The organism is Bradyrhizobium huanghuaihaiense (assembly GCF_025200885.1).
Lineage (GTDB): Bacteria > Pseudomonadota > Alphaproteobacteria > Rhizobiales > Xanthobacteraceae > Bradyrhizobium > Bradyrhizobium huanghuaihaiense.
Genome location: NZ_CP104172.1, coordinates 4,418,759 through 4,434,001, shown reverse-complemented (window position 1 = coordinate 4,434,001; position 15,243 = coordinate 4,418,759). Strand labels below are relative to the sequence as shown.

11 protein-coding genes are annotated in these 15,243 nt (G+C 66.6%); all 11 read right to left on the bottom strand.

Annotation, left to right across the window (positions count from 1 at the left end; genetic code table 11):
• Positions 1 to 55 precede the first annotated feature (55 nt).
• The 11 genes from rseP to dnaE all read right to left on the bottom strand — a co-directional run bounded on the left by rseP (position 56) and on the right by dnaE (position 15,049).
• On the bottom strand, positions 56 to 1,207 hold the full coding sequence (rseP, locus tag N2603_RS21170; RefSeq protein WP_260423879.1) for an RIP metalloprotease RseP: 1,152 nt from the start codon (positions 1,205 to 1,207) through the stop codon (positions 56 to 58).
• A 44-nt stretch (positions 1,208 to 1,251) separates the two neighbouring features.
• Complete coding sequence (dxr, locus tag N2603_RS21165; protein ID WP_018642310.1) at positions 1,252 to 2,475, bottom strand: 1-deoxy-D-xylulose-5-phosphate reductoisomerase; 1,224 nt, start codon at positions 2,473 to 2,475, stop codon at positions 1,252 to 1,254.
• A gap of 4 nt (positions 2,476 to 2,479) precedes the next feature.
• Entirely contained in the window at positions 2,480 to 3,322 is an 843-nt protein-coding gene (locus N2603_RS21160) for a phosphatidate cytidylyltransferase (protein ID WP_260423878.1), read from the bottom strand.
• Positions 3,319 to 4,077 (bottom strand): isoprenyl transferase, encoded by a 759-nt coding sequence (locus N2603_RS21155; RefSeq protein ID WP_018642312.1) that lies wholly within the window; start codon positions 4,075 to 4,077, stop codon positions 3,319 to 3,321. The genes N2603_RS21160 and N2603_RS21155 overlap by 4 nt, the downstream gene beginning before the upstream one ends.
• Before the next feature lie 10 nt (positions 4,078 to 4,087).
• On the bottom strand, positions 4,088 to 4,651 hold the full coding sequence (frr, locus tag N2603_RS21150; protein ID WP_026311883.1) for a ribosome recycling factor: 564 nt from the start codon (positions 4,649 to 4,651) through the stop codon (positions 4,088 to 4,090).
• Positions 4,652 to 4,720: 69 nt separating this feature from the next.
• A complete protein-coding gene (gene pyrH / locus N2603_RS21145) occupies positions 4,721 to 5,437 on the bottom strand; it encodes a UMP kinase (RefSeq protein WP_260423877.1) in 717 nt (238 codons plus the stop codon).
• Positions 5,438 to 5,497: 60 nt separating this feature from the next.
• Positions 5,498 to 6,421, bottom strand: coding sequence for a translation elongation factor Ts (gene tsf / locus N2603_RS21140; protein ID WP_018642315.1), 924 nt, complete (start codon positions 6,419 to 6,421; stop codon positions 5,498 to 5,500).
• A gap of 133 nt (positions 6,422 to 6,554) precedes the next feature.
• On the bottom strand, positions 6,555 to 7,550 hold the full coding sequence (locus tag N2603_RS21135) for a 30S ribosomal protein S2 (protein ID WP_018642316.1): 996 nt from the start codon (positions 7,548 to 7,550) through the stop codon (positions 6,555 to 6,557).
• Between the two features lie 212 nt (positions 7,551 to 7,762).
• Positions 7,763 to 10,258 carry a caspase family protein gene (locus N2603_RS21130; RefSeq protein WP_260423876.1) on the bottom strand — a complete coding sequence of 832 codons (2,496 nt, stop codon included), beginning with the start codon at positions 10,256 to 10,258 and terminating at the stop codon, positions 7,763 to 7,765.
• A gap of 189 nt (positions 10,259 to 10,447) precedes the next feature.
• The gene (locus tag N2603_RS21125; protein ID WP_260423875.1) at positions 10,448 to 11,218 is read right to left on the bottom strand and encodes a carbonic anhydrase; all 771 of its coding nucleotides are present in this window, start codon (positions 11,216 to 11,218) and stop codon (positions 10,448 to 10,450) included.
• A 327-nt stretch (positions 11,219 to 11,545) separates the two neighbouring features.
• A complete protein-coding gene (dnaE, locus tag N2603_RS21120; RefSeq protein WP_260423874.1) occupies positions 11,546 to 15,049 on the bottom strand; it encodes a DNA polymerase III subunit alpha in 3,504 nt (1,167 codons plus the stop codon).
• Positions 15,050 to 15,243: the final 194 nt, after the last annotated feature.

Genomic DNA, 15,243 nt, shown 5'->3' with positions numbered 1-15,243 from the left:
ATTTCAATTTCATTCCAGGACGTTGCTCAACAGCAACGCCACAAAAAAGCCCCTATCAGGAAGCTGCCATCCGCAGGATGTCGTTGTAGGTCGCAAACACCATCAACATCAGCACCAAGCCCAGCCCGATTCGGAACCCCATCTCCTGAGTCCGCTCGGACAAGGGCCGACCGCGAACCACTTCGGCCGCATAGAACATAAGGTGACCGCCATCGAGCAGCGGGATCGGGAACAGGTTCAACAGACCGATCGACACTGACAGCACGGCGCAGAGATTGATCACGAACTGGAACCCGGCACTGGCCGCCTGCCCCGACATCTTCGCGATGCCAAGGACGCCACTGACCTCGTTCGGGTTACCGTGTCCCACAAACAGCGAGCCCAGGAACTTGAAGGTGCTGGTGATGATGAACCAGACCTGTTCCACGCCGATCTTGAACGCCTCACCGACACCGACGGGCGCGGTCGAGGCTTCGCCGGCCTGAGTCTTGTGCTCGACACCGAGCACACCGACGCGGTGGCTGTTGCCGAACGGGTCCTTGCGCTCGAGCAGCGCCGGGGTCGCAGACAGCGCCACGATGGCCCCGTCACGCTTCACCTGGAACGCAAGCGTCGAACCAGCGTTCATCGCCACGATTCGCTGCATGTCGGCAAAGCTCTCGATCGGCTTGCCGTCGATCTGAACGACGACGTCACCGATCTTGAAACCGGCCGCAGCCGCCGCGCCATCGGCGACGACGCCGTCAACGCGCGCGATCGTGCTCGGCTTGCCGTAGTACAGCGCCATGCCGGCGAAGATGAGCGCGCCCAGAATGAAATTGGCGATCGGACCGGCCGCGACGATGGCCGCGCGCGGGCCGACCTTCTTGTGGTGGAAGCTGCCGGCGCGCTCCTCGGGCGTCATCGCCGCAAGTGTGTCGGCCGACGGGGTCGAGGCCTCGCTCTCGTCGCCGAAGAACTTGACGTAGCCGCCAAGCGGGATCGCCGAGATCTTCCAGCGGGTGCCGTGGCGGTCGTTGAAACCGATCAGCTCGGGTCCGAAACCGAGCGAAAAGGTCAACACCCGAACGCCGGCCCAGCGCGCGACCAGGAAATGGCCGAGCTCGTGGAAGAACACGACGATGGTCAGGACGAACAGGAAGGGAACCGCGTAGCCGAGGAGCCCATGGCTCAACGCATTGAAACTATGGACAAAAAAGTCGATCATCGATTTCCCTCATCCAGCGCCGCAAGGCCCTGGCCCCGAACCAACTAGGATGCCTTTAAGGCAATTTGAGGCAATAGGGCGGCAGCTCTATTTCGAGCAACATGGTCAACAGAGATTGCATCGTCGGCGGACGTCAGGGGCGCCTGGTTCCCGCCGCGGATCCAGTCATCAAGGGTTGCCTCGACCAGCCGGGCAATCGCGCCGAAGCGGATCTTGCCGGCGATGAAGGCGGCGACGGCGACCTCGTTGGCGGCGTTGTAGACCGTGGTGGCCCCCTTCCCGGTCCGGAGCGAATCGTAGGCCAGCCGTAGTCCAGGGAACCGCTCGAAGTCCGGCGCCTCGAAGGTGAGCTGGCCGATCTTGGCGAGGTCCAGCTTGGCCGCCGGCCCCTTGATGCGGTCGGGCCAGCCGAGGCAGTGCGCGATCGGCGTGCGCATGTCGGGCGAGCCGAGCTGCGCCATCACCGAGCGGTCGGAGAACTCGACCATGCCGTGGATGATCGACTGCGGATGCACCAGCACGTCGATCTCGTCCGGCGAGAGCGCGAACAGATAGGAGGCCTCGATCACCTCGAGCCCCTTGTTCATCATCGAGGCGGAATCGATCGTGATCTTCTGGCCCATGCTCCAGTTCGGATGCTTGAGCGCCTGCTCGAGCGTCGCCTGCTCGATGTCGGCGGGCTTCCAGGTCCGGAACGGGCCGCCCGATGCGGTGATGATGACGCGGACCAGCTCGTCGCGATTGCCCGAGGCCAGCGCCTGGAACAGCGCGTTGTGCTCGGAATCGGCCGGCAGGATGCAGGCGCCCGCCTTCGCCGCGCGCTGCATGAAGAAATCGCCGGCGCAGACGAGGCATTCCTTGTTGGCGAGCGCGACATGCGCGCCGCGATCGACCGCGGCGAGAGCCGGCTTCAGCCCGGCGGCGCCGCTGACGGCCGCCATCACCCAATCCGCTGGACGCGCGCCGGCCTCGATCACCGCGCTTTCACCGGCGCCGCATTCGGTGCTCGTTCCCGCCAGCAGAGCCTTGAGCTCGCCGAGCTTCGAGCTGTCCGCGATCGCCACGAAGCGCGCGTTGAATTCCTTCGCGAGCTTGGCCAGCGCTTCGACATTGCCGTTCGCCGTCAAGGCCTCGACGCGGTAGCGCTCGGGCGAGGCGCGCAGCAGATCCATCGTGCTGTCGCCGATCGAGCCGGTGGCACCGAGGACTGTGACGCTGCGAATGTCGGACGCAGCAAGCCTGTTATTACGCAAGGGAACGGCGCTCATATCCTCACCAAACCATAAGACCGCTTCCGGCGCTATGCACACCGTGACGGAGAAAGCCGATAAACCAGGCCGCCAGGATGGCGGCAACAAAGCCGTCCAGGCGGTCCAAAAGCCCGCCATGACCGGGAATTAAGTGACTGGAATCCTTGACTCCGAACCGCCGCTTCACCGCGGATTCGAACAGATCGCCCAGCTGCGACACCACTGAGAGCACGGCGCTGATCAGCAGCAGCGGGACCGCCTTCCCGACCCCGCAAGCCGCAAAGCCGGCGGCGACCGCAAGGCTCGCGGCAAAGCCGCCGAGGGCTCCGGCCCAGGTCTTCTTCGGGCTCACCCGCGGCCACAGCTTCGGTCCGCCAATGCCGCGGCCGGCGAAATAGCCGCCGATATCGGTCGCCCACACCACCAGCAGCACGAACATCAGCGCGGAGAAACCGTTCACGAGATCCTTCCGCACCAGGATCGAGGCCAGCAGCGCCGCCGACGCATAGGCAAACCCGGTGGCTGCCCATAAGAACTTGCCCCGCGCGATCAGGGTCACGATCGCACCGCCGATGAGGCCGGTGACGACGGAGGTCTTGAGCCCGCCAAAAGCGACGGCGGCTCCCATCATGGCGATCACGACCGTCCCTGCCCCGGTCAGCGCAGCCGATCCCGCCCCCACTACCATCAGCCATTCCGCGAACAGCCCGATCGAGACCAGGGTGACGAGAAGCGCCCACAGCCAGCCGCCGGCATAGGCGATGGCAATGGTCAGCGGCGCCAGCACCAAGGCTGCGAGGACCCGCATCACCAGATTGCTCGGGGCAGGCTTGGCGCCCGCCGGTGCGGTGTCGGATTCGCTCACGAGGCGGTTTTCGCGACCAGGCCGCCGAAACGGCGCTCGCGCCTGGCAAATTCGGCGATCGCGCCCTCCAGCGCCGCCTTGTCGAAATCGGGCCAGTGGATCGGCACGAAGACGAGCTCGCTATAGGCGGCCTGCCACATCAGGAAATTCGAGAGGCGCTGCTCGCCGCTGGTGCGGATGATGAGATCGGGATCGGGGATGTCGGGCGCATCGAGATGCGTGCCGAGCGTCTCGGCGTCGATCGTGGCAGGGTCGCGCTTGCCGTCGGCGACTTCGCGCGCCAGCTTCTGTGCCGCCTTCGCGATCTCCTGCCGCGAGCCGTAGTTGAAGGCGACGACGAGCGTGAGGCGGGTGTTGTCCCGCGTCAGCTCCTCGGCTTCGTTCAGCAGCGCGCAGATGTCGCTTTCGAGCCCATCCCGCTCGCCGATGATGCGAACCTTGACGCCGTCGCGATGCAGGCTCGCCAGATCGTTGCGGATGAAGCGGCGGAGCAGACCGAAGAGATCGCCGATCTCGCTCGCCGGACGCGACCAGTTCTCCGATGAGAAGGAGAAGATGGTGAGGTAGCGGATGCCGAGCTCGTGCGAGGCGCGCACCACGCGGCGCAGGGCCTCGACGCCGCGGCGATGCCCCTCCGCACGCGGCAAGCCGCGCGCGGCCGCCCAACGCCCGTTGCCATCCATGATGATGGCGACATGCGCGGGCGCCTCGGACCGGTCGGGTCCTTCCGTAGCGGGCGCGGCGGCGTTGGACATGGAGGCAGCCTTAAACAGTCAGGATTTCTTTTTCCTTGGCGCCCAGCAGCTGGTCGATCTCGGCGATGGTGCCGTCGGTCGCCTTCTGCACCTCGTCGGCGTGACGCTTCTGGTCGTCTTCCGACATCTCGTGATTCTTCTCGAGCTTCTTGAGCACGTCGAGGCCGTCGCGGCGGACGTGGCGCGCGGCGACCTTGGCGGCTTCCGCGTATTTGTGCGCGACCTTCACCAGCTCCTTGCGGCGCTCCTCGTTGAGCTCGGGAATGCGCAGGCGCAGCACCTGGCCTTCGGTCGCGGGCGACAGGCCGAGATTGGAGTCGACGATCGCCTTCTCCACCGCCTTGACCATCGACTTGTCCCAGACCTGCACCGAGATCAGGCGCGGCTCGGGCACGCTGACGGTGGCGAGCTGATTGAGCGGCATATGGCTGCCATAAGCGTCGACCTGCACGGGATCGAGCATCGAGGCCGAGGCGCGGCCTGTGCGCAGGCCGCCAAGCTCGTGCTTGAGCGAGGCGACGGCGCCCTGCATGCGGCGCTTCACTTCGTTGAGATCGAAATTACCCGTGGCCATCACGTTTCTCCTTCAAAATCCCGGCGACCTAACCCGCGCCCTTCCCTTGAGGGCGCGGCAGATGAGCCGTCAGCCGGCGACGATGGTTCCGTGGCTGACGCCACGCAGAATCGCACCGATCGAGCCCGGCTCCGCGATCGAGAATACGATGATAGGCAGCGACGTCTCGCGGGCAAGCGCGAAGGCGGTCGCATCCATCACCTTGTAGCCGCCTTCGATCGCTTGCGAATGCGTCAGCCGGTCGAACCGCGTGGCGCTCGGATCCTTCTTCGGGTCGGCCGAGTAGACGCCATCGACATTGGTCGCCTTCAGGACCGCCTCCGCGCCGATCTCGGCCGCGCGCAGCACGGCGGTCGTATCGGTGGTGAAGAACGGGTTGCCGGTTCCGCCGCCGAGCAGCACGATCCGGCCCTCGGCGAGGTATTTGTGCGCCGCAGTGCGGGTGAACAGCTCGGAAATCTCGGGCATGACGAAGGCCGACAGCGTGCGCGCCGGGGTGCCCTTGCGCTCGATCGCCGCTTCCAGCGCGAGGCAGTTCATCATGGTGGCGAGCATGCCCATGGTGTCGCCGGTGGTGCGCGACACCCCCCGGGAGGAGACCTCGACGCCGCGGACCATGTTGCCGCCGCCGATCACGACCGCAACCTCGGTGCCGAGCTTGCGGGCGGCGATCAGGTCGTCCGCAACCCGGTCGACGGTCGGCTGATCGATGCCAAACCCCTGCTGTCCCGCGAGATATTCGCCGGACAGCTTGATCACGACGCGACGATAGACCGGATCAGTCATGAGCACTTTCCTTGCCCGGGCGCCGCTTCCGGCGGCACGCCGGAAGGAACGTTCCGGCGCTTACTTCTTGCCGCTGGCCGCCGCGACCTCGGCTGCGAAGTCGCTTTCCTGCTTCTCGATTCCCTCACCGAGAGCATAGCGCACAAATCCGGCGATCTTCACTGCGCCGCCGACCTTGCCCTCGGCTTCCTTCACCGCCTGCGCCACCGACTTGCCGGTGTCGTGGATGAAGGCCTGCTCGAGCAGGCAGACTTCCTTGTAGTAGGTCTTCAGACCGGACTCGACGATCTTCTCGATCACGTTCTCGGGCTTGCCCTGCTGACGGTACTTGTCCGCGAGCACGTCCTTCTCGCGCTTGACGACGGCCGGATCGAGGCCGGACGGATCGAGCGCCAGCGGGTTGGCGGCGGCGACATGCATCGCGATCTGGCGGCCGAGGGCGGCGAGCTCGTCGGCCTTGCCCGGCGATTCCAGCGCGACGATCACGCCCATCTTGCCGGCGCCGTCGATGACCGCACCGTGGACATAGTGCGACACCACGCCCTGCGTCACCTCGAGGGCGGCAGCGCGGCGCAGCGTCATGTTCTCGCCGATGGTGGCGATCGCGTCATTGATGGCGGCCTCGATCGTGACGTCGCCGACCTTGGCAGCCTTGATCTTCTCGACGTCTGCGCCGGCGTCGAACGCGACCTGGGCGATCATCTTGACGAGGCCCTGGAACTGGCCGTTGCGGGCGACGAAGTCGGTCTCGGAGTTGACCTCGACCACGACGCCCTTGGTGCCCTTGGTGAGCGCGCCGATCAGGCCCTCGGCCGCGACGCGGCCCGACTTCTTGGCGGCCTTCGACAGGCCCTTCTTGCGCAGCCAGTCCTGCGCGGCTTCCATGTTGCCGTCGTTTTCGGTCAGCGCGGCCTTGCAGTCCATCATGCCCGCGCCGGTCGACTCGCGCAGGTCCTTGACCATCGCAGCTGTGATCGTTGCCATCGTTGAAAATCCTTTGTGCCTGCCGGTTTGCCGCGGCGTGGCATCCGATCGCCCCGCCGCGGTCCATCTCAGGGATTCGCGTCAACTGAAATGGTGGCCGGATCCTATCCGGCCAACCCATCGCTCTTTTTGACTATTCCGCTTCCGCGGTCAGCGCCTTGGCCTTGGCCACCCAGGCGTCCGCGCGGCTCGGCAGACCGACTTCTTCGCCGATCGTGTGCGCGGTGTCGTGGTCGAGCTCGGCGAGCTGCCAGTAGTGGAAGATGCCGAGGTCGTTGAACTTCTTCTCGATCGCGCCCGACACGCCCGGGAGCTTCTTGAGGTCGTCGGCGGTGCCGCGCGGACCTGCGAGGCCCTGGAAGCCGCTCGAGGACGCCGCCGGCAGCTCTTCGGCAACCGGACGAACCGAGGCGCCGATGTCGATGCCCGAATCGCCCTGGGCACGCGAGATGCCGTCGATCGCCGCACGGGCGATCAGGTCGCAATACAGCGCGATGGCGCGGCCGGCGTCGTCATTGCCGGGGACCACATAGGTGATGCCCTTCGGGTCCGAATTGGTGTCGACGATCGCGGCGACCGGAATGTTGAGGCGCTGGGCCTCCTGGATCGCGATGTCTTCCTTGTTGGTGTCGATCACGAAGATCAGGTCGGGCAGACCGCCCATGTCCTTGATGCCGCCGAGCGAACGGTCGAGCTTGTCGCGCTCGCGCTGAAGCGTCAGGCGCTCCTTCTTCGTGTAGGAATTGGCTTCGCCGCCCGAGAGCACGTCGTCGAGGTGACGCAGGCGCTTGATCGAGGCCGAGATCGTCTTCCAGTTGGTCAGCGTACCGCCGAGCCAGCGCGAATTGACGAAGTACTGCGCGCAGCGCTTGGCAGCATCGGCAACGCCGTCCTGCGCCTGGCGCTTGGTGCCGACGAACAGGATGCGGCCGCCCTTGGCCACCGTGTCGCTGACGGCCTGAAGGGCCGTGTGCAGCATCGGCACGGTCTGCGCGAGGTCGACGATGTGGATGTTGTTGCGAGCACCGAAAATGAACGGAGCCATTTTCGGATTCCAGCGGTGAGACTGGTGACCAAAGTGCACGCCAGCTTCGAGCAGCTGACGCATAGTGAAATCGGGCAGTGCCATCGTTCTAATTCTCCGGTTGGTTCCTCCGGAAACGTGTGAGCAAAACGGAGCGTTCTCGCCCCGGTTGCCACCGGACGGCCTTGTGAGCCATGTTTCCGTGTGAGATGGCGCGCTCTATAGCGCAATTTCGGCCAGAAGCAAGGAAATAAGGGCCTTTCGGGGGCGATTTTCGCCCGCCAAAGGCCCCTGTTCCATGAACACCGCCCTGCCATCTAGCACTTCGGCTGGTTGGGCGGGCACTTCTTTGCGGGCGGCGGGGCCGCCGGGCGTGGCGGAGGTGCCGCCGGACGCGGCGGGGCCACGGCCACCCGTGGTGGCGGCGGTGGTGGAGCCGGCCGGGCAACAGGCGGTGGCGGCGCGGGACGGGCCGCAGCGACCGGCGGCGGAGCGGGTCGCGGCGGCGGGGGTGCAGCCATCCGCGGCGGCGGAGGCGCAGCCACCCGTGGCGGCGGCGCGGATACGCGCGGCGGCGGTGGCGGCGGCGTAGGCCGCGCCACGGCCTGGGGCCGCGGCGGCGGTGCAACGGGTCTCGCCGCCTGCGGCGGAGCGGCTGATGGCCGATTCTGCGGCCTGATCGGCTCATGCGCAGCCGAGGGCGGCGGCGCAACCGGCCTTCCGGCCGCGGCCGGAGGCGTGCCGGGCGACTCGCGGGTTGCGGACTTGGCGCGATCCGCAGGCCCGGCCCCCGGCGGGGTCTGTGCCACCGGCGGCTTCGGCGGCAGGCCGGGCGCGGCAGGCGGGCTTGTCGTGGTGGGCGCAGCCGTCGCAGAGCCGGCAGCATTTGGCGCACCGGGATGGGCAGGCAGCGTGGTCGTGCCGGGAGCCGCAGCCGTCGGCGCCCCCGGATGAGCCGGCGGCGGCGCACCGGGTGCAGTCGCCGTCGGTGCTGGCCTGCCGTTCGGCAGCGGGCCAGCCCCCGCCGGCGCCGCAGGCGGACCGCCATGGGCTCCTGGCACCGGCAACGTGTTGGCCGCGGGCAGCCTGGTCTGTGGTGCAGCGTTCGGGGCCGCACCTGGTGCGGCGGCGCCCGGCAGGGCGTTTGGCGCGACGTTCGCCGGCGCCGCCGGCGGCGCCCCGGGCCTCGCCGTTGGCTGGACCGTTGCGCTCGGCGGCAACGGCGCCTTGCCCTGCTGGATCAGGGCGGCGCGCTGCATCACCGCCTGCGGCACGGCCGGCGCCACCGGATTGGCGCGGCCGGCAACCGCCGGCGCCAGATTGGCCGGTCCTGTGCTGGCTCCCGCAGCAGGCGCCGGTGCCGGCGCCTGGTTGATCACGGTGTTGATGACCGTGGTGTTATGGATGTTGTTGAAGATGATGTTGTTCGGCGGCGGCGCGACATAGACCGGCGGCCTCACGAACACCGGGATCGGCACGAACACCGGCTGCGGCAGCACGAACAGGCCGACCACGGGCAGCGGCGGCGGCAGCACGACGAAATCCGGCGGCGGCGGCGGCAGGTAGTAGACCGGCGGCGGCGGTGGCGGCGCGAAGCCGAAATCGGGGTCGCTGAAATACAGCACCGGGCGATCGACATAGACCACCTCCTCCGGCGGCGGGGGCGGCACGTCGTAGTCGATCATCGCAAAGCTCGGCGGCGGCTCGACCGGCGCGGTGAGGATCGCAAGGCGGCGATGCGCATCGCCCGCGTGCGGGCCGCGCGGATAGCGGCGCAGATACGACCAATAGGCCTCCGGCGTGTCGGTCCGGTACGTGCGTCGCCAGGTGATCGCCTCGCGGCGCGCCGCGACGATCACCATCACGCGCTTGGACATCGGATCGTTCGGATAGGCCGCAAGAAATTCCTCATAGGACGGCAGCGTGTCGCGCGAGAGCGCGGCGGCATAGGCATCCTGCGCGCCGAGATCGCGGATCGGCTTGCTGCGGATCGCAGCAACCTGGTCCGGTGCCGTCTCCGGCGGCGGCGCGTCGGGCCCGCGCTCGAAGAAGGAGAATGGCGCCGATATCTTCTGCTCGTTCCAGGGCACCTGCGCGCCCTTGCTGGCCTCGTTGACGCGCAGGCGGACGCGGTCGAACACGTCTGCCAACGACAACCCGCCGGTCCGGATCATTTCCGCCAGCGACTGCGCGTAGATGCCATAGGGTCCCGGCTCCTCCGGCGCGACCGTGCCGGGCGCGGCGTTGAAGGCGATCAGCATGTTCGGATCGGGCTCGACCAGCGCCAGTCCGCTCGCGATCGGCTGCCCGCCCTCGATGAAGGGCTGCGCGCGGGCTGCATCGAGCACGACGATGTTGGCCTTGAGCGGAATGGCCGCAAGCTGGCGCGCATAGTCGCTGATGCGCAAGGCTTCGGTCGGAATGTCGGTGTCGCGCGTGATGTTGGAATCGACCGGGATGAAATAGTTCTCACCGGCGAGCTGCACGCCGTAGCCGGCCAGATAGACCATCGCGACGGTGCCGGGTCCCGACGCCTGCGCCTTCTGGACGAAGTCGCGAAAGCTCTTGCGCAGCGTGTCGCCGTCGAGATCGCGGGCGCCGACGACGTCGAAGCCCGCTGCCTGCAGCGTCTGCGCGATCAGACCGGCATCGTTCGCGGTCGTCGCCAGCGGCGACTTGGCATAGGCGCCGTTGCCGACAACCAGCGCGATGCGCTTTTCCTGCTGCTGCGCGCGCACTGGCCCCGGACCGCCAGCGGCAAGGACCATGATCGGCAGGAGAAGGCAGATGAAGACTTTGAGCGTCCCACGCATGGCTTGCTTGCCCGCTTTTGTCTTTGAGGTGCCAGCGTGCATGAAACGCCCGGCTAGCTGAATGGCTCTTGAACGAAAAGCGCGGATTGAGGCGGCGGCATGGCGCCCCCGCCTCATATCAAATCAAACCCTGCGTCAGGCCCGCGCAAGCCTTGTGACCGCACTGCGGCGCGAGCCGCGTCGGCCCGTTCAGCCCTGGATCAGGTCGACCGTTCCCGTCGTGAGCCGGTAGATGCCGCCGACGACCTTGATCTTGCCCTGCTCCACGGCCGCGTTGAGAATCGGCGCGGCCGACTTCAGCTTTGCGACGTTGTCGATCACGTTCTGCCGGATCGCCTTGTCGAGGACATCCCCGCCGCCCTGCTGCATGGCAGCCTTTGCGGCGGGCGCGATCGCATCGACCAGCGAGGGAATGTGGCCCGGCGGCGACGTATTGTCCTTGATCGCCTTCAGCGTCGCATCGACCGCGCCGCAACTGTCATGGCCGAGCACGAGGATCAGGGGCGCGTTGAGCACCGCGACTGCATATTCCATGCTGGCGATGGTCTCGGTGCCGGCAAAATTTCCGGCGACGCGACAGACGAAGAGATCGCCGCGGCCGCTGTCGAAGGCATATTCCGGCGCGATGCGCGAGTCGGCGCAGCTCAGAACGGCCGCGAACGGGTTCTGGCCACCGGCCAGCGCCTCACGCTCGTGCTTGAAATCGTGGCGCCGCGATACGCCTTCGACATAGCGCGCATTGCCCGTCATCAGCCGCTTCAGCGCCGCGTCGGGCGCCAGCACGTTCTGCGGCTTGGGTGGCTGCTTGGCTTCCTTTGCCAAGGCACGGTTGGCGAAAGCTCCGCCGGCGAAAGCCATGCCAAACGCAGCGGCGCCAAACAGCATCGCGGATCGACGTGACGGCGCGATGTCTTGATGCAGAGATTGATGATGCAGAGATTCAGAGCACTTGTCGCACATGTGATGTTTCCCCAGGGTACAGTGGACGAATGGAAGCGTCGCGATGATAGGTGCGCCGATATGAAGAAATCACCAATTATAATTGACGCAACTTATGATTGCTGCACCGCGAACTATGCTGCTAAGCCGAAGCGATCGCTCGCCTCACGCGCAGCGACTGCACGGGCCCGCGCGCGCCCGCATATATTCGCGACCGGCTGCTAGGGCATGATCTAAAAAAAGCACAGCAATCTTCCCTCGCGACAAACGCGGCACGCGTTTGTACGGAGATCATGCTCCAACAACGATCCAAAGCGCGACGGCGATTCTTCGAAATCTCATCGCGCTCTACAGTTGCTGCACGTCCACCACGCCCGCAACCGCCTTGATCGCGCCGGCGATCTGCGGCGAGACCTTGAAGCGGCCGGGCAGCTTCATCTCCACCTCGGTCTCGAGGTCGAGCATCAACACCAGCGAGACCTCGCCGTCGCCATTTGAGCGCGGCGCAATCCCGGGACTGCCGATCTTCGGCGCGGCACCGTTCGACGCGGCTGCATCGGGACCGGCGAGACGCTTGGCGATCGAGTCCAGCGGCTTGGTGTCGCGCAGGAAGATGCGCAGGCCCTTCTGCGTCTTGGCCGCGGCATCATCGAGCGGCTCGGCATGCAGCACGCGGGCACGCACGTCTTCGCCCTGAAGCTCGGCACCTAACTGAAGCAGCACGGCGGCGCCCGGCTCCAGCACGTCGCGATATTGCGCGAGGCCTTCGGAGAACAGCACCGCCTCGAAATGCCCGGTCGGGTCCGACAGGCCCATGATGCCCATCTTGTTGCCGGTCTTGGTACGCCGCTCCATGCGCGAGACAACGGTCGCCGCGACCTTGCCGGCGGTGGCGCCGGTCTTCACCGCGCGCGAGAACTCGGCCCAGCTCTGCACGCGCAGCCGCTTCAGGACGGTGGCGTAATCGTCGAGCGGATGTCCCGACAGGAAGAAGCCGATCGCGTCGTATTCGCGGCGCAGCCGCTCGGCCGGCAGCCACGGCTCGATCTGCGGCAGCATGATGGTCGGCGCGTCCGCCGACATGCCGAACATGTCGTTCTGGCCGATCGTCTCGGCCTGATGCGCGCGCTGGCAGGCGGCCATGATCGAGTCCGCCCCGGCGAAGACCCGCGCCCTATTCGGCTCCAGGGTGTCGAAGGCGCCGGCGGCAGCCAGGCTTTCGATGATGCGCTTGTTGATCGCACGCGGATTGACGCGCGCGGCGAAGTCAGCGAGCGAGGTGAACACCCCCCGCTTCGTGCGCTCCTCGATGATCTGCTCAATCGCCTGGATGCCGACGCCCTTGAGCGCGGCAAGCGCGTAGTAGATGACCTTGTCACCGACCTCGAAGGTCGCACCGGAGCGGTTGATGTTCGGCGGCTCGACCTTGATGCCAAGGCGCTGCGCCTCCGAGCGGAATTCGGAGAGCTTGTCCGTGTTGTTGAGATCGAGCGTCATCGACGCCGCGATGAACTCCACCGGATAATGCGCCTTCATATAGGCGGTGTGGTAGGACACCAGCGCATAAGCCGCCGCGTGGCTCTTGTTGAAGCCGTAGTCGGCGAATTTTGCCAGCAATTCGAAGATGGTCTCGGCCTGCGCCTTCGGCACGCCGTTCTTCACCGCGCCCGCGACGAAGATGTCGCGCTGCTTGTCCATCTCGGCGCGGATCTTCTTGCCCATGGCGCGGCGCAAGAGGTCGGCGTCGCCGAGCGAATAGCCCGACATCACCTGCGCGATCTGCATCACCTGTTCCTGGTAGATGATGACGCCGAAGGTCTCCTTCAGAATCGGCTCGAGCACCGGATGGAGATACTCCGGCTCCTCGTCGCCGTGCTTGCGTGCGCAATAGGTCGGGATGTTCGCCATCGGGCCCGGGCGATAGAGCGCGACCAGCGCGATGATGTCCTCGAAACGGTCGGGGCGCATGTCGACCAGCGCGCGCCGCATGCCCTGGCTTTCAACCTGGAACACGCCGACCACCTCGCCGCGCGCCAGCATCTGGTAGCTCTCGGCATCGTCGATCGGCAGTGTGGCGAGATCGACATGGATATCGCGCGGCTTGAGCAGCTTGCAGGCGACGTCGAGCACGGTCAGCGTCTTCAGGCCGAGGAAGTCGAATTTGACGAGGCCCGCCGGCTCGACCCACTTCATGTTGAACTGGGTCACCGGCATGTCCGATTTCGGATCGCGGTACATCGGCACGAGTTCGCTCAAGGGGCGATCGCCGATCACGATGCCGGCCGCGTGGGTCGAGGCGTGGCGGGTCAGGCCTTCGAGGCGCTGCGCGATGTCGAAGGCACGCGCCACCACCGGATCTTCATCGCGGAACGCCTGCAGCTTCGGCTCGCTCTCGATCGCAGCCGCCAGCGTCACCGGCGCCGCCGGATTCTGCGGCACCAGCTTGGTCAGCTTGTCGACCTGGCCATAGGGCATCTGCAGCACGCGGCCGACGTCGCGCAGCACGCCGCGCGCCTGCAGCGTACCGAAGGTGATGATCTGCGCGACCTGGTCGCGGCCGTAGCGCTCCTGGACGTACTTGATCACCTCGCCGCGGCGATCCTGGCAGAAGTCGATGTCGAAGTCCGGCATCGAGACGCGCTCCGGATTGAGGAAGCGCTCGAACAGCAGGCCGAACTTGATCGGGTCGAGGTCGGTGATGGTCAGCGCCCACGCGACCAGCGAGCCTGCACCGGAGCCACGGCCCGGTCCGACCGGAATGCCGTGCGCCTTGGCCCATTTGATGAAGTCGGACACGATCAGGAAGTAGCCCGCGTACTTCATGCGCATGATGACGTCGAGCTCGAACGCCAGGCGCTTGTTGTAGTCCTCCTCCGTCGTGCCCTGCGACAGGCCGTGCACGCGCAGACGGTTGGCGAGCCCCTCCTCCGCCTGCCGCTTCAACTCGGCCGCCTCGACCGCGGCGGCATCCGAGCTCGCCGCGGCGCCGACGGTGAAGAACGGCAGGATCGGCTTGCGCGTCATCGGGCGGTACGAGCAGCGCTCGGCGATCTCGACAGTCGAGGCCAGCGCCTCCGGAATGTCCGCGAACAGCACCGCCATCTCGGCGCGGGTCTTGAAGCGGTGATCGGGTGTGAGCTGCACGCGATCGGTCTCGGCGATCAGCCGGCCGCCGGCGATGCAAAGCAGCGCATCATGCGCCTCGTAATCGTCGGTCGCGGCGAAATACGGCTCGTTGGTCGCAACCAGCGGCAGGCCCTTCGCATAGGCGATGTCGATCAAACCGCTTTCGACGCGCCGCTCCTTGTCGATGTTGTGGCGCTGCAGCTCGATGTAGAGCCGGTCGCCGAACAGATTGGCCAGACGCTCGCAGCGCGCCGCTGCGAGCTCGGCCATGCCGCCGGCAAGCGCCAGCGAGATCGGCCCGTCCGGACCGCCCGTGAGCGCGATCAGGCCCTCGGTCTCGCCATTGAACCAGTCGAACTTGATGAACGGGGCATGGCTGTCGGGTGATTCCAGGAACGCCCGCGAATTGAGCCGCATCAGGCTGCGATAGCCGCGCTCCTGCGCGGCCAGCAGCACGACGCGCGAGGGTCCCATCGCATTGCGCGCGTTGGGATCCTGATCGCCGAAGTCGATCGCAAGCTCGCAGCCGACGATCGGCTGGATCCCGGAGCCCGCCATCTTGTCGGAGAACTCCAGCGCCCCGAACAGATTGTCGGTGTCGGTCAGCGCCAACGCGGGCTGGTGGTCTTTCTTCGCAAGCTCGGCCAGCTTGGCGATCTTGATCGAGCCCTTGAGCAGCGAATAGGCCGAGTGAACGTGAAGGTGGACAAATCCGGCGCTCGGCATGGTCGCGTGACGGCCTCTTGCAGATGAGATGGAGCGGTCGCCGGCTCCTCAAGGCATCATGCACTCGCGCGGCCGACTCGGCATCACAATGGTGGGGTCTCGCGCCGCCAGAGTCCACGCCGGAGCGGCCGCTTCGCCGCGTCGTCCCGCTTTTCCCCAGCCGAGCCTGTCCTGGAGCTGCGGAATCAGAGCTG

Coding starts and splice junctions, on each gene's coding strand:
- rseP (WP_260423879.1), bottom strand. CDS start 1,207: ATGATCGACTTTTTTGTCCATAGTTTCAATGCGTTGAGCCATGGGCTC.
- dxr (WP_018642310.1), bottom strand. CDS start 2,475: ATGAGCGCCGTTCCCTTGCGTAATAACAGGCTTGCTGCGTCCGACATT.
- N2603_RS21155 (WP_018642312.1), bottom strand. CDS start 4,077: ATGTCCAACGCCGCCGCGCCCGCTACGGAAGGACCCGACCGGTCCGAG.
- frr (WP_026311883.1), bottom strand. CDS start 4,651: ATGGCCACGGGTAATTTCGATCTCAACGAAGTGAAGCGCCGCATGCAG.
- pyrH (WP_260423877.1), bottom strand. CDS start 5,437: ATGACTGATCCGGTCTATCGTCGCGTCGTGATCAAGCTGTCCGGCGAA.
- tsf (WP_018642315.1), bottom strand. CDS start 6,421: ATGGCAACGATCACAGCTGCGATGGTCAAGGACCTGCGCGAGTCGACC.
- N2603_RS21135 (WP_018642316.1), bottom strand. CDS start 7,550: ATGGCACTGCCCGATTTCACTATGCGTCAGCTGCTCGAAGCTGGCGTG.
- N2603_RS21130 (WP_260423876.1), bottom strand. CDS start 10,258: ATGCGTGGGACGCTCAAAGTCTTCATCTGCCTTCTCCTGCCGATCATG.
- N2603_RS21125 (WP_260423875.1), bottom strand. CDS start 11,218: ATGTGCGACAAGTGCTCTGAATCTCTGCATCATCAATCTCTGCATCAA.
- dnaE (WP_260423874.1), bottom strand. CDS start 15,049: ATGCCGAGCGCCGGATTTGTCCACCTTCACGTTCACTCGGCCTATTCG.